Origin of the sequence: Brevibacterium rongguiense, from assembly GCF_009857845.1 — a bacterium.
Taxonomy (GTDB): Bacteria; Actinomycetota; Actinomycetes; order Actinomycetales; family Brevibacteriaceae; genus Brevibacterium; species Brevibacterium rongguiense.
The window spans coordinates 1-18,018 of sequence record NZ_WWEQ01000063.1; the positions used below are offsets into that span (position 1 = coordinate 1).

Here is an 18,018-nt window from a genome sequence, read left to right on the forward strand (position 1 = left end):
CGGAACCCCCCGCCTACGCGCCCGGCACAGCCGCCGGCACAGGCACCGGCCCCGGTGCCCCCGCGGCGCCCGCCGGTCAGCAGCCCCCCGCGGCTGCCCCCGAGGAATACCCCACGCAGCGCTGGGACGCGCCGCCCGTGGACGCGCCGCAGGCACCCGGGGGCGAGACCCCAGCAGACGCCTTCCCGGTGCAGCCGCCCGGCGCAGCCGCACCGCCGGCCCCCGGCCAGCCCCTCGGCAGGCCCGGTGCCGGCGTGCGCCCCCAGGAGCCGCACGGCGCGGCCCCCCAGTCGGGCGGCCAGCAGCCGTTTGGCGCCCCCGCCCAGCCCGGTGCGGAGCCGCCCACCCAGCGCCAGGCACCGGTCCCCCAGCCCGCCCCTGCCCCCGGCACGGGTGCGCACACCGCCGCGGCCGTCCCCCAGCCGGCCCCGGCCCCGGGCCACCGCCCCGGCCCCGGGGCACCGGGCCGGCCCGCCAAGCGCAGCCGCCGCCCCCTGCTCATCACGCTCATCGCGGTGGGCCTCGTGGTCCTGCTCGGCGCGATCGGCGCGATCGTCGTCGGCTCGCTCAACCGCAGCGGCCACGGGCCGGACAGGCTCGCCCAGGACTACCTGACCAAGCTCGCCGACGGTGACGTCGAGGGCGCGGCGGGCATCGCGCAGCCCCAGGTGCCCGAGGGCACGAACGAGGCGCTGCTCGAGGAGCGGTACTACGGCGCCGCGCAGGAGAAGATGAGCCAGCCGCAGGTCACGGACACGAAGATCAACGGCGACGACGCCACTATCTCCACGACCTACATGGTGGGCACGCAGGAGTACAGCATGGACATGGCCGCCCACAAGGACGGCAAGGAGGGCCTCTTCTTCGACAAGTGGAAGCTCGACGGGCCCGTCCTGCAGACGGTCGTCGTCTCCGCGCCCACGGGCGGCGGTGCCGCCACCGTCAACGGCGAGCAGTTCGACGCCTCGGGCGACCGCGTGAGCTACGCCGTCTACCCGGGCTCCTACGAGTTGCAGACGAAGGGCTCCACGTTCGTCGGCGCGGGCAAGGACGCGGCGACGGTGGGCTTCGCCCAGGGCGCCGACGGCGGCAGCGAGGCCGCCCAGCTCACCGTCAGCGCGAAGGCCTCCAAGGCATTCGCCCCCGCGGTGAAGAAGGCCGTCGAGTCGAAGCTGAGCGCCTGTGCGAAGCAGAAGGGCCTCGCGCCCAAGGGCTGCCCGTTCTTCATCGACTCGAAGACCTCGTCGGGCGGGGTCACCGTGGGCGACGACGTGCCGAAGAACGGCGTGACGTGGAAGGTCGCGAAGCTGCCGAAGCTCTCCACCTACCTCGACACGACGGGCACCAGCGGATCGTTCTCCACCTCGAAGCCGCTGTCCTTCAGTTTCAAGGCCGACTCGAAGAAGGCCGGCAAGGACAAGTGGTCGGGCAGCTCCTCGCGCACGCTGGGCGGCTCGGTGAAGATCAGCGGCGACAAGCTCGACGTCGAGTTCTTCGGCGCCAACAAGTAGCGCCGGGGGCCCGGCCCGCGGGGCCGGGGCTCACCCCGCCGTGCCGACGGTGCGGCGGGGGGCCGGCAGCGCGGCATCGGCCTCGAACCACGCGGCCGCCGCGAGCACCTGCGGGTCCGCGAAGCGCGGCCCCGCGAGCTGCACGCCGATCGTGCGGCCGTCGCCCGTGTAGCCGGCCAGGACCGTCGCCGCCGGCTGCTCGGACATGTTGTAGGGCACCGTGAAGCCCACGTGGAGCATGGGCAGGTCCGGATCGTTGAACGGCATGGGCCACTCGGCGGGGAACGCGGCGGTGGGCGCCACGGGCGAGAGCACGAGGTCGTAGGCGGCCGTCGCTGCGACGGTGGCCTGCCGCATCCGCTGGATGCTGTGATAGCAGCGCAGCACCTCGACTCCGCTGATGTCGGAGCCGCGGATGCACCACTGGCGCACATAGGGCAGGATCTTCTCCCGCTCGGCCACGGGCAGCGCCCGCAGGTCGGCCCACGAGCGCACGCGCCAGAAGCGGTCGACATCGGCCAGCAGCTCCTCGTCCATGAAGGGGTCGATGCGCGTGACCTGCGCGCCCGCCGCGGCGAAGCGCTCGGCGGCGGCGTCGACGGCGGCGGCGACCTCCGGGTCCACGGGGCTGCCGCAGCCGGCATCGGTGTGCACGGCGATGCGCGCGCCCACCGGGTCGAAGTCCGCGCCGTAGCCGCCGGTCAGCGGCGGCAGCTGCGAGTAGTCGCGTACGTCGGGCCGGCCGATGATGTCCATCGCGGCGACGAGGTCCCCCACGGTGCGCGCGAGCGGGCCGGCGCAGCGGCCCAGGTAGGGCGCGGAGAGGGGCACCCGTCCGAAGCTGGGCTTGAGCGTCGCGAGGCCCAGCCAGGTCCCCGGCAGCCGGATCGAGCCGCCGATGTCCGAGCCGATGTGGATGGGGCCGTAGCCGGCCGCCGCGGCCGCGCCCGCCCCCGCGGACGAGCCGCCGGTGGTGAGGGCGGGATCGAGCGGCGAGCGGGTGATGCCGTGGCGGGAGGAGACGCCGGAGGACAGCATCCCCCAGTCGGGCATGACGGTGGAGCCCACGACGAGCGCGCCCGCCTCGGCCATGCGCTGCGCGATCGGCGCGTCCTGCGCCTCGGGCTGGGGATCGCCGGCGGCGTGCCCGGCCGGCATCGCGACCCCGGCGCGCGCGATGTTCTCCTTGAGGGTGACCGGGACCCCGTCGAGCCGGCTGAGCGGGTGGCCGGCGCGCCAGCGGGCCGCCGAGGCCTCGGCGGCCGGGCGGGCGGCCGCCACCGACTCGTCCCACAGCGCGTTGATCGTGGGCTCGCAGGCCGCGATCCGCTCGCCCACCGCCGCGAGCACCTCGCCGGGCTCGAAGCGGCCCGCCTCATACCCCTCGCGCAGCTGGTCGGCGGACAGGTCGGCGAGCGTCTGGGTGGGCTCCACGGTGGTCTCCTCTCAGCGGGTCCGCGCGAGCGCCCGGGCCAGATCCGGGGTCGCCGCGACAAGCCCCGCGGTGTACGGGTGCTGGGGGCGCTCGTAGACGTCGTCGACCGTGCCGGCCTCGACGATCCGACCGCCCTGCATCACAATGACATCGCGGCACAGATGGCGCACGACCCCCAGATCATGTGAGATGAAGACGAGCGTGAGCCCGTAGCGGTCGGCGAGGTCGGTGAGCAGGTTGAGCACCTGGGCGCGCACGGACACGTCGAGCGCGGAGACCGGCTCGTCGGCCAGCAGGATGCGGGGGCGCACGGCGAGGGCGCGCGCGATCGAGATGCGCTGGCGCTGGCCGCCGGAGAACTGGTGCGGGTAGCGCTGTCCGTCCGCCGCGCTCAGGCCCACGTCGCTGAGGGCGCGCGCGGCGCGCTCGCGGCGCTCGGCGGTTGAGAGCCCCTGGGCCAGCAGCGGCTCGGCGACGATGTCGGCAGCGCGCATGCGGGGGTCGAGGGAGGCGAACGGGTCCTGGAAGACGACCTGGACGTCCTCGCGCATCCGCCGCAGCGCAGGCTCTCCGGCGCCCACGACGTCGACCCCGGACACCGTGGCCGTGCCACCGGAGGCCGGCTCGAGGCCGGCGAGGATACGCAGCAGCGTGGACTTCCCGGAGCCGGACTCCCCGACGATGCCGAACCGGGCGCCCGCGGCCACACAGAAGCTCACCCCCGCCAGCGCCGTGACCTCGGAGCCGCGGGACAGGATCCCGCGGCCCGTGCGCCGATACGCCTTGGCCAGCCCGCGCACCTCGATGGCGGCGACCGTCCCCTCCCCCGCGCCCGAGGTGCGGGCCGGGCTGTCCTGCGCCGCCGGTCCGGTCTCGGCTGCGGTCCCGGCCACGGTCCCGGCCACGGTCCCGGATGCGAGCTCGGATGCCAGCACGGACGACGATCCGGTCGACTGCTCGGTGGTTGGCTGCGCTGACGGCACGGACGCCGGCCCGGCGACCGCCCCGGGCACGGGCGCCGGCGCCGCCTCCGTTCCGGCCTCGTGCACCGCCTCAGGCCCGGCCTCCTGCGCCGTCTCCGGCCCACCGCCGCGCACCCCAGTGCCCCCGGCATCGCCAGTCGCAGCGCCCCCACCGCAGCGCGCAGCAGTGCCCTCGGCACCGCCCGCCGCCGCGCCCCCGGCGGGGTAGGCGGGCGCGGTGGCCATCGTGAACAGCCGGCCGCGCTCGTCGACGGCGCGCAGGTCCGAGGCCGCGAGCAGCCCCCGCGTGTAGGGGTGGGCGGGAGCCGTGAGCACCCGGCCCACCGGGCCCTCCTCGACGACCTCGCCGGCGTGCATGACGAGCACCCGCGTGCACACCTCGGCCACGACGGCCAGGTCGTGGGTGATGAAGAGCAGCCCGGAGCCCGGCCGGGCCGCGGCGGTGCGGATGAGCTCGAGCACCTGGGCCTGGACCGTGACGTCGAGGGCGGTGGTGGGCTCATCGCAGATGAGCAGGCGCGGCTCGTTGGCCAGCGCGATGGCGAGCACGACGCGCTGGCGCTGGCCGCCGGAGAGCTGGTGGGGATACGCGGCCGCGGCCGCAGCCGGGTCCGGCAGCCCCACCTCGGCGAGCGCCTCCACTGCGCGGGCGCGGGCCGCCGCGCGCTGCGCGCCGTGGAGCACGAGGGCCTCGGCGATCTGCGCGCCCACGCGCATGAGCGGGTCGAGGGCGCTCATGGGCTCCTGGAAGACCATGCCCGCGGCGCGCCCTCGTACCCGCGCGAGCTCGCGCTCGCCGCGTGTGAGGACGTTGCCGCGCACCCCGGCCAGTTCGACGTCGCCGGTGGCGCGCAGGCCCTCGGGCAGCAGGCCCATGAGCGCGGCGGCCGTGAGCGACTTGCCGGACCCGGACTCGCCGATGAGGCCCACGCGCTCCCCCGGGGCAACTGCGAACGACACCCCTCGCACGAGCTCCGCGGGCCCGGCGTGCACGCGCAGCGAGGCGACGCGCAGCAGCGGGGCGCTCATGAGCGCCCCCGCAGCGTGGGATCGAGGCGGTCGCGCAGCCCGTCGCCCAGCAGGTTGAAGCCCAGCACCGCCAGCGCGATGAAGAGGCCCGGCCAGAGCGCGAGCTCGGGCCGGCTGCCCAGGAACTGCTGGGAGTCCTGCAGCATGCGGCCCCACGAGGGGGTGGGCGGCTGGGTGCCGAGCCCCAGGAAGGACAGCCCCGCCTCGGCGAGGATCGCCAGGGCGAAGGAGACGGAGGCCTGCACGATGATCATGCCGCCGATGTTGGGCAGCACGTGGGCCAGCGCGATGGCCGGCGGCCGGCGGTTGGCCGCGCGCGCGGCCAGCACGTACTCGCTGCTCATCACCTGCAGCGTGCCCGCCCGGGCGACGCGGGCGAACCCGGGGATCGAGGCGATGCCCACCGCGGCCATGGCCGGGCCCGTGCCCGGCCCGAAGACGGCGGAGAAGACGATCGCGAGCAGCAGGGCGGGGAATGCGAGCAGCAGGTCGTTGCCGCGCATGACGAGCGCGCCCAGCCAGCCGCGGCGGGTCATGCCCGCGAAGACGCCCAGCGGCACCCCGATGAGCAGGGCGATCGCCACGGAGACGACGCCCACGGCCAGCGCGATCCGGGCGCCGCACATCACCCAGGTGAGGGTGTCGCGGCCGTACTGGTCCGTGCCGAACGGGTGAGCCGCCGAGGCGCCGGCCAGCCGATCGGCGGGCACGGCCCGGCCCGCCTCGTAGGGGGTCCAGGCGAACGAGACGAGCGCCAGGACGACGACGAGGCCCACGAGGCAGGCGCCGATGACGAGGCTCGCCTCGGCGCGCCGGCGCCGCAGCGCGGGCGGGCCGGCCGCGCCTGCGGGCGCGGCGGGCTCGGCCACGGCGGGCTCGGCCGGTTCGGCGGGCACGGAGCTCATGCTCCCCTCCTCACGCGCGGGTCGATGACCGGGTAGAGGAGATCGACGATGAAGTTGAGGACGAGGACGGCGAGCACGAGGACCATGACGATGCCCTGGACCGTCACGAGGTCGCGGTTGGACACCGCGCGCACGAGCTCCGAGCCGATGCCCGGCAGCACGAAGACCTGCTCGACGACGACGGCCCCCACGAGCAGCGCCGCGAGCTGGACGCCCGCGACCGTGACGACGGGGATGGCCGCCGAGCGCAGCCCGTGGCGCACGAGGGCCCCGGTGCGGGTGCGCCCGGCGGCGCGCGCGGTGCGCAGGAAGTCCCGGCCCATGACCTCGAGCACGGCGGAGCGGACGTAGCGGGTGAGGATCGCCGCCTGGACGAGGGCGAGCGCCGTCACGGGCAGCACGAGGTGCGAGGCGAACGCGCCCAGCCCCTCGATGGGGGCCGCCCACCCGCTGGCGGGCAGGACGCGCAGGCCCAGCGCGAAGACCATGACGAGCAGGATGCCGGCGAGGAAGCTCGGCACCGCGATGCCCACCTGGGAGGCCGCGCCGATCACGGCGCCCAGCGGACGGGAGCGGTAGAGGGCGGCGAGCGCGCCCAGCGGCACGGCGAGGGCGAGCGCCACGGCGATCGAGGCGATGACGACGATGAGCGTGACCTGGATGCCGTCGGCGATCACCGGGGCGATGGGGGCGCCCGTGACGTAGGAGGTGCCGAAGTCCCGGTGCAGCATGCCCCCGACCCACTCGAAGTAGCGCACGGGCCACGGGCGGTCGAGCCCGTACTGAGCCTCGAGCGCGCGCACCGCCTCCGGCGTGGCCTCGGTGCCCAGGGCCACCTGCGCGGCGCTGCCGGGCAGCAGCTGCATGAGCGCGAAGACGATGACGGAGGCCGCGGCCGCGGTCAGCAGGTACTGCAGCGCGCGGTTGAGGAGGAAGCCCGGCATGGCGGTGCGGGCTCAGCTCCAGCCCAGGCCGGCGATGGGGAACGCATCGGAGACCTGGTTGCGCTGGATGCCGGTGACGCCCGCCTTCGCGACGACGAGGTTGGGGAAGAGGAACAGGAAGTCCGCTGCCGCGTCCTCGGTGATCGTGCGCGCGACCTTCTTCATGCCCGCCGCGTACTGCGCCTCGGTGCCCTCGTCGGCGGCCTTGGCCTGGGCGTCGATGCGCGCGGAGTCGTAGCCCGTGTAGTAGCCCTTGCCGAAGACGGTGAGGATGTCGCGCGCCTCGACGTGGTTGACGACGGACATGTCGTAGGCGTGCTTGGTGAACGTCTTGTCCAGCCACACGGCGGGGAACTCCTGGGTCTCGACCTTGGCCTTGAGCCCCGCGTCGGCCAGCTGCGAGGTCACGATGTTGGCGATCGCAGTGGCGTAGGGCAGGTTGGGCACCGTGAAGGCGAACTCCTTGCCGCTCAGGCCCGCCTCCTCCACGAGCCGCTTGGCCTTCGCGGCATCGTGGGGCCACACTCCGGTGAGGTCCTCGTAGTAGGGATCGGTGGGCGGGACCATGCCGCCGATCAGCGTGCCGTGGCCGCCCCAGGCGGTGTCGAGGACGGCCTTGCGGTCCACGGCGTACATGACGGCCTCGCGGGCCCGCTTGTCCTTGAAGATGCCCTGCGCGTTGTTCATGGAGAGCACCACCTCGCCGTTGGAGGTGCCCTCGATGACCTGGTAGGCGCTCGTGTCGGACTCGAAGTCCTTGAACAGCTCGGGCGCCTGGAGGTTGCCCAGCACGTCGACGTCGCCGGACTTGAGCGCGTTGGCCGCGGCCACGGAGTCCTTGAAGTAGCGGAAGACGACCTTGCGCGCGTGGGGCTTGTCCCCCCAGTAGTCGTCGCGGGCCGCGAAGTCGATCTCCTGCCCGCGCGCGTACTTCTCGATCGTGAAGGGCCCGGAGCCCACCGCGGTGTTCGCGAGGTCGTCGTGGGCCCGGTCGTCGAAGACGGCGCCCACGATCGAGGCGAGGTCGAACAGCCAGCGGTTCGACGGCCTGTGCAGCGCGATGACGACGGTGCGCTCGTCCTTCGCGGTCACCGAATCCACGTCGGCCATCTTGGCCTTCAGGGGGTTCTTCCACTTCGCGACGCGGTCGTAGGAGGACTTGACGTCCTGCGCGGTGACCGGGTGGCCGTTGGAGAAGGTGGCGCCGTCCTGGAGGGCGAACGTGTAGGTCCTGCGGTCGGCGGAGACCTCCCACGACTTCGCCAGCGCCGGCTCGAGCCTGCCGTCGTCGCCCACGCGCACGAGCGACTGGTAGACGTTCTCCATGAGGGCCTGACCGATCGCCGCGCCCGAGGTCGACGTGAAGTCGAGGTTCGCGGGCTCGGCGGTCTGGGCGACCGTGATCTCCTGCTTGTCCTCGTCCGAGCCGGACTTCCCCGCGCCCGCGCTGCACCCGGAGGCGGCAAGCGCCAGGGCGGCGGCAACGGCGATGGCGGCGGCGCGGCGAACTCGCATGGGGGCTCTCCTCGTGGGACCGGCGGCCTCGCCCACGGGCGGGCGGGCCGGATGTCCGCTCAGTGTAACGGAGGTCTCACCTGGGGTGTGACGTCGAGCACCCGGCAGGCCGGGCCGGGCTCACGCCCGCGCGATGAGCCGGGCCAGCCCCTCGAAGGCCCGCCGGCGGTGGGACCGGGCGTTCTTCTCCGCGGGGCTCAGCTGCGCGGCGGTCGCGTCCATCCCGGCGACGAGGAAGACGGGGTCGTAGCCGAAGCCGTTCTCCCCGGCCGGGGCCGTCGCGATCGCGCCCTCCATCCGGCCGTGGGCCACGAGCTCGCGCCCACTGGGATCGGCGTAGGCGGCCGCGCAGACGAACGCCGCACCGCGGTGGGCCGGCGGCACGTCGGCCAGCTGGGCGAGCAGCAGCTCGAGGTTGCGCCGGTCGTCGCCGTGGGCGCCGGACCAGCGGGCGGAGAGGAAGCCGGGCGCGCCGCCCATCACCGCGACCGCGAGGCCGGAGTCGTCGGCGATGGCCGGCAGGCCGCTGGCCCGGGCGGCGGCGCGCGCCTTGAGCAGCGCGTTGCCCTCGAACGTCACCTCGGTCTCGCGCACATCGGGCAGGCCGAGCGCGCCGGCGGTCACGACCTCGGCCGTGCCGAGGATCTCGGCGAGGATCGCCTCGAGTTCGACCCGCTTGCCCTCGTTGCAGGTGGCGAGCACGGCGCGGGTGAGCTCCACGGCTACCGGCCTGCCGGGGCGGTGTCGGCGGTCTCGGCGAGCGCGGCGGCCTGCAGCTGCGCGAGGTCGCGGCAGCCGCCGGCGGCCAGGTCGAGGAGGGTGTCGAGCTCGGCGCGGTCGAAGGGGGCGCCCTCCGCCGTGCCCTGCACCTCGACGAAGGCCCCGGAGCCGGTCATGACGACGTTCATGTCCGTCTCCGCGCGGGAGTCCTCCTCGTAGGGCAGGTCGAGGACGGGGGTACCGTCGATGATGCCGACGCTCACGGCGGCCACGGAGTCGCGCAGCGGCTGGGCGCGCTTGGCGATCCACCCGCGCTCGCGCCCCGTGGTCAGGGCATCGGCCATTGCGACGTAGGCGCCGGTGATGGCCGCGGTGCGCGTGCCGCCGTCGGCCTGGAGGACGTCGCAGTCGAGCTGGAGCGTGTTCTCCCCCAGCGCCTTGGTGTCCACCACCGCGCGCAGCGAGCGGCCGATGAGGCGGGAGATCTCATGGGTGCGCCCGCCGATCTTGCCCTTGACGGACTCGCGGGGGCTGCGGGTGTTCGTCGCCCGGGGCAGCATCGCGTATTCGGCGGTCGCCCAGCCGGTGCCCTGGCCCTTGAGCCAGCGCGGCACGCCCTCGGTCAGGGAGGCCGCGCACAGCACGCGGGTGCGGCCGAACTCGACGAGGACGCTGCCCTCGGCGTGGTCGAGCCAGTTGCGGGTGATCCGCACCGGGCGCAGCTCATCGGCCGCGCGGTTGTCTGCTCTGCTCATGTCCTGCCTCGCTGCTTCGCTGATCGGGGGTCGGCTGGGGTTCGGGGTTGTCGGGGGTGGAAGTCGGTGTCGGGCTCGCGGTGGGGAGGGGGTTGGGCTCGGGCCGGTGGGCGGCGGGCTCAGAGGTCCCAAGCCGCGGCGGGCGCGGCGATCTCGATGGGGCCCGAGAACTCCGCTGCGGCCTCGGCCGCCACGGTCTGCGCCCGCGTCCACGGGGGCACGTGGGTGAGGACGAGCGCCTGCGCGCCGGCCGCGCGCGCGGTGCGCCCGGCCCGGCGGCCGGTCAGGTGGATTCCGCGCACGGTGTCGCGGTCCTCTTCGAAGGCGGCCTCGCACAGGAAGAGCGCGGCGCCGGCCGCGGCCGCGGTGAGCTCGGCGCACTCGTCGCTGTCGCCCGAATAGGCGAGCACGGCGCCGTCGGGCGCGCCGATCCGCAGGGCGTACGCCTCGACGGGGTGATCGACGAGGTGGGCGGTGAAGGCGAGCGGGCCGATCGAGAACGCCGCGCGGGAGCCCAGCTCGTGGAAGTCGAAGACGGAGCCCAAGTCCGTGGCGTGGTACTCGGAGGCGACGGGGCTGCGGCCGGCCTCCGTGTGGTAGGCCGCGCTCAGCCGCTCGGCCGCGCCGGCCGGCGCCCACACGGGGATGCGCGGGATCGCGCTGCCCGCGGGGCGGGCCGGGTTGTAGCTGCGGGCAACGTAGAGTCCGGTGATGTCGAGGCAGTGGTCGGGGTGGAGGTGGCTGAGCACCACCGCGTCGATCTCGCCCACCGCGCACACGGTCTGGAGCGGGCCCAGTGCCCCCGAGCCCAGGTCGAGGACGATGCGCCAGGTGCGGCCGGCCTCGGCGTGCTCGACGAGGTAGCAGCTGGCGGCGGATGCGGGTCCGGGGAACGAGCCCGAGGTGCCGATGGCGGTCAGGCGCATCAGGCGGGCCCGCCGCCGGAGGGCCGGGCATCGAGCGCGTCGAGCATGATCTCGCTCAGGCGCTCCTGGGCCCAGGTGAGGAAGTCGTAGACGGAGACCATCGCGGCGGTGTTGTCGTCGAGGTCGTCGCCGCGGTCGTAGAGGCGCTCGAGGTCGTCGTCGGAGACGAGCTCGAGGCGGGTGGCGATGACGAGGCGGACGTCGGTGAGCGCCGTGAGCCAGGCGCGCGCCTCCTCCTCCGTGAGCTCGATGCGGCCGGTGCCCGCCAGCCCGTGCAGGGCGATGCGGAGGTTGGCGAGCTTGCCCTCGCGCAGATCGCGCTCGGTGAGCCGGCGGAACTCCGCGGCGCGCTCCGGGTCATCCGGCGCGGCATCGGGCAGCAGGCGCAGCACGGCGGGGTCCTCGGGGCGCTCGCCGCTGGCCAGCCCTACGAGGCGCTCGAGGCGCGCGGCCTCCTCGTCGTGCGCCCCGCCGCCCTGGGTGCCGGGCTCGTCATCGGCGCCGCCGTCCTCGGCGACGAGAAGCGCCGCCGTGTCGGCGAAGAGGCGCATGAGCAGGCGGCGCTCCATGTCGTCGACGTCCACGGCGGCGAAGGCGCGGCGCGCGGCGGTGATCTTCATGCCCCGCCCCCGTCCGCGGGCTGGCACGAGGCCCACAGGCCGAAGCCGTGCATCGACTGCGTATCGCGCTCCATCTCCTCGCGGCTGCCGCGGGCGACCGTCGAGCGGCCGGCCTCGTGGACCTCGCGCATGAGCTTCTCCGCCCGCTCGCGGGAGTAGCCGAAGTAGCTGCGGAAGACGTAGGTGACGTAGCTCATGAGGTTGACGGGGTCGTTGAAGACGATCGTCACCCACGGCGCGGACGGCACCTGCGCCGCCTCCACGGTGAGGTCGGGATCCAGGGTGGCCTGGGAGCCGGACGATGCGGAAGTCACCGTCTCACTGTAAGGGATGGACCTGGCACGACCGTGGGACGGGCGTGCAATAGGATCGGCCGTATGAGTGATCTCACAGGGCCCTCGAGCGCCCTGCTCACCGACCAGTACGAGCTCACGATGCTCCAGGCCGCACTCCACTCGAAGGCCGCCGAGCGGATGTGCCTGTTCGAGGCCTTCGGCCGCAGCCTCCCGGCGGGCCGGCGCTACGGCGTGCTCGCCGGCACCGGCCGCTTCCTCGAGGCGCTGGCCGCCTTCCGCTTCGGCGCCGAGGAGCTGGGCTTCCTGCGCGAGCGCGGCATCGTCGACGAGGACACACTGGACTGGCTGGCCGACTACCGCTTCACCGGCACGATCCGCGGGTACGCGGAGGGTGAGGTCTACTTCCCCGGCTCGCCGCTCGTGACGGTCCAGGCGCCGTTCGCGCAGGCCGTCGTGCTCGAGACGCTCCTGCTGTCGATGCTCAACCACGATTCCGCGATCGCCGCTGCGGCCTCGCGGATCGCCACGGCGGCGGGCGAGCGCCCGTGCGCGGACATGGGCTCGCGGCGCACGCAGGAGGACGCCGCGGTCGCCGCCGCCCGCGCGGCCTACATCGCTGGGTTCGCCTCGACGTCGAACCTCGCGGCCGGCCGCCGCTGGGGCCTGCACACGATCGGCACGTCGGCCCACGCGTTCACGCTGCTGCACGACACCGAGCGCGAGGCGTTCGCCGCCCAGGTCGCGGCCCTGGGCACGGGCACCACGCTGCTGCTCGACACCTACGACGTCGACCGCGCGCTCACGACGGCCATCGAGGTCGCAGGACCGGAGCTCGGCGGTGTGCGCATCGACTCCGGCGACCTCGGCATCCAGGCGGCGGAGGTGCGCGCCCGCCTCGACGAGCTCGGCGCCCGGAACACGAAGATCACGGTGACGAGCGACCTCGACGAGTACGCGGTGGCCGGCCTGGCGGCCGCACCGGTGGACTCCTACGGCGTGGGCACGCGCCTTGTGACCGGCTCCGGGGCGCCCACCGCCAATCTCGTCTACAAGCTCGTCGCCCACGTCGACGACTCCGGCGAGTGGACCGCGGTGCAGAAGGCCTCGAAGGGCAAGGCCTCGCGCGGGGGCTTCAAGGAGGCCGTGCGCACGGTGGACCACGGGGTGGCGACCGAGGAGGCCATCGGCATCCCCGCGCTGCCCGCCGATGTCTCCGATGGCCGGCCGCTCACCATCGACCTCGTGGTCGACGGCGAGGTCGACGATGCGCTTACGGGGCCGCCCGGGGTCAAGCGCGCCCGGGCGCGCCACGACGAGTCGATGGCCGAGCTGCCGCGCTCGGCCCACCGCCTGCAGGACGGCGAGCCCGCCATTCCCACGGTGTACTACCGCGCCTGAGGCGCGCCCCGGGGCGGGATCTCAGCTGCGCCCGACGAACCACTTCTGCAGGGTCGCGATCCGCTCCTGGATCTGCGCGCGGCTGGCCTGCGCCACGGCGGGGCCGCCGCAGGCGCGGCGCAGCTCCACGTGAATCGCGCCGTGCTTCTGGCCCGTGCGCCGGGCCCACGCGCCCACCATGGACTGGAGCTTCGTGCGCTCCTCCTTGAGCGCCCGGTGCTCGAGCTCCGCGGCGTCCGCGCGCGGCGGGGCGACCCCGCTCGCGGTGCCCTTGCGCTTGGTCTGCTCGGCCTGCCGCGAGCGCAGCAGCTGTGCCACCTGATCCGGCTCGAGGAGGCCGGGCAGGCCGATGAAGTCGAGCTCGTCGTCCGAGCCCACCGCTCCCCCGGCGCCGAACTCGCCGCCGTCGAAGAGGACGCGGTCGAACGAGGCCTCCGCCCTCAGCGCCTCGAATGCGCCGTCGTCGAGCGCGGAGGAGGCGGATTCGGACTCGTTCGCGCGGGCCAGGGCGTCGTCGTCGAGGGCGATGATGCCCTCGTCGTCGGGATCGGGCTTGCGGTCGAGGGCGTGGTCGCGCTCGGCCTCGAGGGAGTTGGCCAGGGCGAGGAGGATCGGCACGCTGGGCAGGAAGACGGACGCGGTCTCGCCCCGCTTGCGGGCGCGCACGAAGCGGCCCACCGCCTGGGCGAAGAACAGGGGCGTCGAGGCCGAGGTCGCGTAGACGCCCACGGCCAGGCGGGGCACGTCCACGCCCTCCGAGACCATCCGCACGGCGACCATCCAGCGCCGCTGGGACTCCTGGAACTCCTCGATGCGCTTGCCGGCCCCGGCCTCGTCGGAGAGCACGACCGTGACCTGCTCGCCGGTGATCTCCCGCAGCTGCTTGGCATACGCCCGCGCCGTCTCCTGGTCGGTGGCGATGACGAGGCCGCCGGCATCGGGCACCGTGCGCCGGACCTCGGTGAGGCGGATGTCCGCGGCCCGCAGGACCGCGGGGATCCACTCGCCGCGCGGGTCCAGCGCGGTGCGCCAGGCCTGGGCGTGGATGTCCTTGGTCGCCTCGGCGCCGAGCACCGTCTCCATGACATCGCCGGTCTTCGTCTTCCAGCGCATCTGCCCCGAGTACGTCATGAAGATGACGGGGCGCACCACCCCGTCGCCCAGCGCGCGCGAGTAGCCGTACGAGTAGTCGGCCTGGGAGGTCCGGATGCCCTCGTCGTCGGGCTCGTAGACGACGAACGGGATCGCGGAGGTGTCGGACCGGAAGGGGGTGCCCGTGAGCGCCAGGCGCCGCGCGGCCGGGGCGAAGGCCTCGCGCACCGCGTCACCCCAGGACAGGGCGTCGCCCGCGTGGTGGATCTCGTCGAGGATGACGAGGGTGCGCGCGGCCTGCGTGCGGTTGTGGTGGAGCACGGGCTTCGCGGCGACCTGCGCGTAGGTCACGGCGACGCCGTGGTAGCCGGCGCCGTGGCGGCCCTGGCTGTTCTTGAAGTAGGGATCGACGCGGATTCCCACGCGCGCCGCCGCGTCGGCCCACTGGACCTTGAGGTGCTCGGTGGGGGCGACGACCGTGATCCGGTCGACCTTGCGCTCGGCCAGCAGCTCGGCGGCCAGGCGCAGCGCGAAGGTGGTCTTGCCCGCCCCGGGGGTGGCGACCGCCAGGAAGTCGCGCGGCTCGGTGCGGAAGTACTGTTCGAGGGCCTCGGCCTGCCAGGCGCGCAGCTTGCCGGCGGTGCCCCAGGCGGCGCGCTCGGGGAAGGCGGGGGGAAGGTGCTCTGCAGCGGAGGTGCCGGGGACCCGTTGCGGGCCGGTCATCTACTCCTGGGGTCCTTCCGGCATGGTCTCGAAGATCTCCCTGCAGGCCGGGCAGACGGGGAAGCGCTCGGGATCGCGGGTGGGCACCCAGACCTTGCCGCAGAGGGCGACGATGGGCGTTCCCGTCACCATCGCCTCCATGATCTTGGCCTTGGGCGCGTAGTGGGAGAACCGCTCGTGGTCGCCGGGCTCGACGAGCTGCTCCTGCTGCTCGCGCTCGATGGTCGCGGCACCGCCGGTGCTCGGAATGGTTTCGGACATGCCCACCATTGTAGGACTCCTAGAATGGTCGCGTGTCCACCCCGGAGCCTCCCGCATCGCCTCCCCCGGCGCAGCCCCCTGCCCGGCCCGGCTTCGCCGATGCGTACCGCAGCGCGGCCGCAGCGCTGCCCAGCGGCACCTGCGCCCTGCTCGCCGGGAGGCCGGCCGGTGCCGGCGGGCGGCTCACCGCGATCACGGTCGGCTCGGCGCTCGATGTGTCCTACGACCCGCCCACCATGGCGGTCGCCGTGTACTCGGGCTCGCGGATGATGGAGGCCCTCGATTCTGCGCGGGCGTTCACACTCAGCGTGCTGGCCGCGGACCAGAAGGGCATCGCCCAGTGGCTGGGCACCCCGGGCCAGCCGTCGTACGGCCTGCTCGACGGCATCGAGCTCGTGCCCGGTGAGGCCGGTCCGCCGCACCTCGCGGGCTGCGCCGCGCACTTCGAGATCGCCATCGACCAGCGCATCGAGATCGCGACGCACACGCTGCTCGCCGGGCGCGTGCTCGCCTGCGGCGCGCAGCCCGGCAGGCGCCCGCTGGTGCGCTGGGGCGACGGCTACGGCACCGTCGGCTGAGCAAGCCGTCTGCGCCCGGCCGAGGTGCCACTGCACGCGTGGCCGCCCCCGGGCTGTCCGCATGGCGGTGAGCAGAAATACCAAGGCGCGCTGACGTGTTGTGGTGGGTGACACGATGTCTCAAGCGAGAGGACGCCCATGAGCAAGTTCGCAGTGACCAACGCCAACACCGGCAAGGTCGAGAAGGAATTCCCGTCCGTGACGAAGGACGAGATCCCCGGCTACATCGACCGCGCGCACGAGGCGTTCCTCAGCTGGCGGGAGACGAGCCTGACCGAGCGCGGCAGGGTGCTGCGCGCGTTCGGGGAGCTCGTCGACGAGCGCGCGGAGGCCATGGCCGACGTCATCGGCCGCGAGATGGGCAAGCCCAAGGCCCAGGGCGTGGCCGAGGCGCAGAAGGTGGCGCGCACCGCGCGCTGGTTCGCCGATCACGCCCACATGTACCTCGAGCCCACGCAGCTGCCGGCCGCGGGTGCGGAGCGCAGCTACGTGCGCCACGACCCGCTGGGCGTGCTCCTGGGGATCATGCCCTGGAACTTCCCGTACAACCAGATCGCCCGCTTCGTGCTGCCCAACCTCATGGTGGGCAATGCGATCCTCATGAAGCAGGCCTCGATCTGCCCGGAGTCCTCGCAGCTGTTCGCGGACATGCTCGAGGAGGCCGGCCTGCCCAAGGGCGTCTACCAGAACCTCTACCTCAACAGCTCGGACGCGGAGGAGGTCCTCAAGGACTTCCGCGTCAAGGGCTTCTCCCTCACGGGCTCGGAGGGCGCGGGCGCCTCGGTCGCGGGGATCGCCGCGAAGTACCTCAAGCGATCCGTCCTGGAGCTCGGCGGCAACGACCCGTTCGTCGTCCTCGATTCCGCGGACGTGCCGGCGCTTGCCAAGCAGGCGGTGCAGCTGCGCCTGTCGAACGCCGGCCAGGTGTGCACCTCGCCCAAGCGCATGATCGTCGTGGAAGACCTCTACGACGAGTTCGTCGCCGAGGCGGTCAAGGCCGTCGAGGCCACGAAAGTCAGCGACTACGACGATCCCGACGTCGGCATGGGGCCCATGTCCTCGGAGGATGCGCGCGATGAGACAGTCGAGCGCATCCAGCAGGCCGTGGCGGACGGCGCCACCCTGCACACCGGCGGTGAGAAGCTCGACCGCAACGGCTGGTTCATGTCGCCGGCCGTGCTCACCGACATCGATCCGCAGTCGGATCTGGGATGCAACGAGCTGTTCGGGCCGGCAGTCATGATCTACAAGGCCAAAGACGCCGACGACGCGCTGCGCCTGGCCAACGACACGGACTACGGTCTCATGAGCTCCGTGTGGACCGACGACCCGGAGAAGGGCGCCGAGTTCGCAGCGAAGATCAACGCGGGGATGAGCTTCGTCAACTCGCACATGGAGTCGAGCCCCGAGTTCCCGTTCGGCGGCATCAACCGCTCCGGGTACGGGCGCGAGAACGCGCAGTGGGCGCTGCGCGAGTTCACGAACGAGCACCTCATCCGCGAGCACGCCGCGAAGTAACGGGCGCGCCCGCTGCCCGTCCGAGCACGCAGCGAAGGGGCCCAGGAACCGCTAAGCGGCGGTTCCTGGGCCCCTTCGCTGCCCCTGGACCGCACCGCTGCTAGCTACTAGGGGTTCGCGCGGGCGCAGGCCGAACTCGTCCTCGTGTCGTCGGAGGGCCGCCCCCACACACCGCCTGAACCGGCAGGCCTGGCACACGCACGACCACCATCCCGGACAGTCACAGGCCCACCCGAGCGGGCAAGCATGCCCCGGGCCGGGCGCACACGCCAGCAACCCCCGAGCGCAAAGGAAACACCCGGGGGCAAAAAAGAAGGGGGGTCTTGTCGCTGCTGTGCAGCGACAAGACCCCCCAATCGAAGAGGATTGCGGCGGCGACCTACTCTCCCACACCCCCTCGGGTGCAGTACCATCGGCGTGATCAGGCTTAGCTTCCGGGTTCGGAATGGAACCGGGCGTTTCCCCAACACTCTCACCACCGCAAAAACACGGGACACCCCCACACGGCCGCCACAACAGGCAGCACACAAGGGGGCACACCGGGATACGGCAATGCCAAAACAGTGGACGCGAACACCAACCATGACAGTCGAAACGTGTTTACTCGTGTTACCCGACCCGCAACCCCCACACCACAACCCGAAAACGGGCCACAGCGCGCGAAGGCACACAAAACGTGTATTGGGTGAGTGATCGGCGTATTAGTACCAGTCAGCTCCACCCCTCACAGGGCTCCCACATCTGGCCTATCAACCCCATCATCTCTAGGGCACCTAATAACGAAATCTCATCTCGAAGCCGGCTTCCCA

16 protein-coding genes and 2 rRNA genes are annotated in these 18,018 nt (G+C 73.3%); 4 read left to right on the forward strand and 14 right to left on the reverse strand.

Annotation, left to right across the window (positions count from 1 at the left end):
- Positions 1-1,511, forward strand: a 1,511-nt coding sequence (locus tag GSY69_RS11710; RefSeq protein WP_235936515.1) for a zinc ribbon domain-containing protein, incomplete at its 5' end; no start/stop codon positions are given.
- Between the two features lie 30 nt (positions 1,512-1,541).
- On the opposite strand, the gene GSY69_RS11715 is transcribed toward GSY69_RS11710, so the two are convergent.
- The 10 genes from GSY69_RS11715 to clpS all read right to left on the reverse strand — a co-directional run bounded on the left by GSY69_RS11715 (position 1,542) and on the right by clpS (position 11,624).
- A complete protein-coding gene (locus GSY69_RS11715; protein WP_160954028.1) occupies positions 1,542-2,945 on the reverse strand; it encodes an amidase in 1,404 nt (467 codons plus the stop codon).
- A gap of 12 nt (positions 2,946-2,957) precedes the next feature.
- Positions 2,958-4,958, reverse strand: a complete 2,001-nt coding sequence (locus GSY69_RS11720; RefSeq protein ID WP_160954029.1) for a dipeptide ABC transporter ATP-binding protein — start codon at positions 4,956-4,958, stop codon at positions 2,958-2,960.
- Positions 4,955-5,863, reverse strand: a complete 909-nt coding sequence (locus tag GSY69_RS11725; RefSeq protein ID WP_160954030.1) for an ABC transporter permease — start codon at positions 5,861-5,863, stop codon at positions 4,955-4,957. Before GSY69_RS11725 ends, GSY69_RS11720 begins: the two co-directional genes overlap by 4 nt.
- On the reverse strand, positions 5,860-6,807 hold the full coding sequence (locus GSY69_RS11730; protein ID WP_160954031.1) for an ABC transporter permease: 948 nt from the start codon (positions 6,805-6,807) through the stop codon (positions 5,860-5,862). Before GSY69_RS11730 ends, GSY69_RS11725 begins: the two co-directional genes overlap by 4 nt.
- 12 nt (positions 6,808-6,819) lie before the next feature.
- The gene (locus tag GSY69_RS11735; protein ID WP_160954032.1) at positions 6,820-8,322 is read right to left on the reverse strand and encodes an ABC transporter substrate-binding protein; all 1,503 of its coding nucleotides are present in this window, start codon (positions 8,320-8,322) and stop codon (positions 6,820-6,822) included.
- A 120-nt stretch (positions 8,323-8,442) separates the two neighbouring features.
- Complete coding sequence (gene rdgB, locus GSY69_RS11740) at positions 8,443-9,042, reverse strand: RdgB/HAM1 family non-canonical purine NTP pyrophosphatase (RefSeq protein WP_160954033.1); 600 nt, start codon at positions 9,040-9,042, stop codon at positions 8,443-8,445.
- A 2-nt stretch (positions 9,043-9,044) separates the two neighbouring features.
- Entirely contained in the window at positions 9,045-9,797 is a 753-nt protein-coding gene (rph, locus tag GSY69_RS11745) for a ribonuclease PH (protein ID WP_160954034.1), read from the reverse strand.
- 119 nt (positions 9,798-9,916) lie between these two features.
- A complete protein-coding gene (locus GSY69_RS11750) occupies positions 9,917-10,723 on the reverse strand; it encodes an MBL fold metallo-hydrolase (RefSeq protein WP_160954035.1) in 807 nt (268 codons plus the stop codon).
- On the reverse strand, positions 10,723-11,343 hold the full coding sequence (locus GSY69_RS11755; protein ID WP_160954036.1) for a DUF2017 domain-containing protein: 621 nt from the start codon (positions 11,341-11,343) through the stop codon (positions 10,723-10,725). The genes GSY69_RS11750 and GSY69_RS11755 overlap by 1 nt, the downstream gene beginning before the upstream one ends.
- Positions 11,340-11,624 (reverse strand): ATP-dependent Clp protease adapter ClpS, encoded by a 285-nt coding sequence (gene clpS / locus GSY69_RS11760; protein ID WP_235936516.1) that lies wholly within the window; start codon positions 11,622-11,624, stop codon positions 11,340-11,342. Before clpS ends, GSY69_RS11755 begins: the two co-directional genes overlap by 4 nt.
- A 96-nt stretch (positions 11,625-11,720) precedes the next feature.
- Between clpS and GSY69_RS11765 the strand changes: the two genes are divergently transcribed.
- Positions 11,721-13,037: a nicotinate phosphoribosyltransferase gene (locus GSY69_RS11765; RefSeq protein ID WP_160954038.1), complete on the forward strand. Its 1,317-nt coding sequence runs from the start codon at positions 11,721-11,723 to the stop codon at positions 13,035-13,037.
- 21 nt (positions 13,038-13,058) lie between these two features.
- On the opposite strand, the gene GSY69_RS11770 is transcribed toward GSY69_RS11765, so the two are convergent.
- Both GSY69_RS11770 and GSY69_RS11775 read right to left on the reverse strand, forming a co-directional pair.
- Complete coding sequence (locus GSY69_RS11770) at positions 13,059-14,852, reverse strand: DEAD/DEAH box helicase (RefSeq protein WP_160954039.1); 1,794 nt, start codon at positions 14,850-14,852, stop codon at positions 13,059-13,061.
- On the reverse strand, positions 14,853-15,113 hold the full coding sequence (locus GSY69_RS11775) for a DUF3039 domain-containing protein (RefSeq protein WP_160954040.1): 261 nt from the start codon (positions 15,111-15,113) through the stop codon (positions 14,853-14,855).
- 32 nt (positions 15,114-15,145) lie between these two features.
- Here GSY69_RS11775 and GSY69_RS11780 point away from each other — a divergent pair, with 32 nt between their 5' ends.
- On the forward strand, positions 15,146-15,691 hold the full coding sequence (locus GSY69_RS11780) for a flavin reductase family protein (RefSeq protein ID WP_160954041.1): 546 nt from the start codon (positions 15,146-15,148) through the stop codon (positions 15,689-15,691).
- A gap of 138 nt (positions 15,692-15,829) precedes the next feature.
- Entirely contained in the window at positions 15,830-17,209 is a 1,380-nt protein-coding gene (locus GSY69_RS11785; RefSeq protein WP_160954042.1) for an NAD-dependent succinate-semialdehyde dehydrogenase, read from the forward strand.
- Positions 17,210-17,575: 366 nt separating this feature from the next.
- On the opposite strand, the gene rrf is transcribed toward GSY69_RS11785, so the two are convergent.
- A 5S ribosomal RNA gene (rrf, locus tag GSY69_RS11790) occupies positions 17,576-17,692 on the reverse strand.
- Positions 17,693-17,890: 198 nt separating this feature from the next.
- Positions 17,891-18,018: ribosomal RNA gene (locus GSY69_RS11795) — 23S ribosomal RNA — on the reverse strand; the annotation flags it as partial.

Excerpts from the sequence above, each read along its gene's own strand:
- GSY69_RS11720 (WP_160954029.1), bottom strand. The coding sequence starts at position 4,958 with ATGAGCGCCCCGCTGCTGCGCGTCGCCTCGCTGCGCGTGCACGCCGGG.
- GSY69_RS11725 (WP_160954030.1), bottom strand. The coding sequence starts at position 5,863 with ATGAGCTCCGTGCCCGCCGAACCGGCCGAGCCCGCCGTGGCCGAGCCC.
- GSY69_RS11730 (WP_160954031.1), bottom strand. The coding sequence starts at position 6,807 with ATGCCGGGCTTCCTCCTCAACCGCGCGCTGCAGTACCTGCTGACCGCG.
- GSY69_RS11735 (WP_160954032.1), bottom strand. The coding sequence starts at position 8,322 with ATGCGAGTTCGCCGCGCCGCCGCCATCGCCGTTGCCGCCGCCCTGGCG.
- rph (WP_160954034.1), bottom strand. The coding sequence starts at position 9,797 with ATGAGCAGAGCAGACAACCGCGCGGCCGATGAGCTGCGCCCGGTGCGG.
- GSY69_RS11750 (WP_160954035.1), bottom strand. The coding sequence starts at position 10,723 with ATGCGCCTGACCGCCATCGGCACCTCGGGCTCGTTCCCCGGACCCGCA.
- GSY69_RS11755 (WP_160954036.1), bottom strand. The coding sequence starts at position 11,343 with ATGAAGATCACCGCCGCGCGCCGCGCCTTCGCCGCCGTGGACGTCGAC.
- GSY69_RS11765 (WP_160954038.1), top strand. The coding sequence starts at position 11,721 with ATGAGTGATCTCACAGGGCCCTCGAGCGCCCTGCTCACCGACCAGTAC.
- GSY69_RS11770 (WP_160954039.1), bottom strand. The coding sequence starts at position 14,852 with ATGACCGGCCCGCAACGGGTCCCCGGCACCTCCGCTGCAGAGCACCTT.
- GSY69_RS11775 (WP_160954040.1), bottom strand. The coding sequence starts at position 15,113 with ATGTCCGAAACCATTCCGAGCACCGGCGGTGCCGCGACCATCGAGCGC.
- GSY69_RS11785 (WP_160954042.1), top strand. The coding sequence starts at position 15,830 with ATGAGCAAGTTCGCAGTGACCAACGCCAACACCGGCAAGGTCGAGAAG.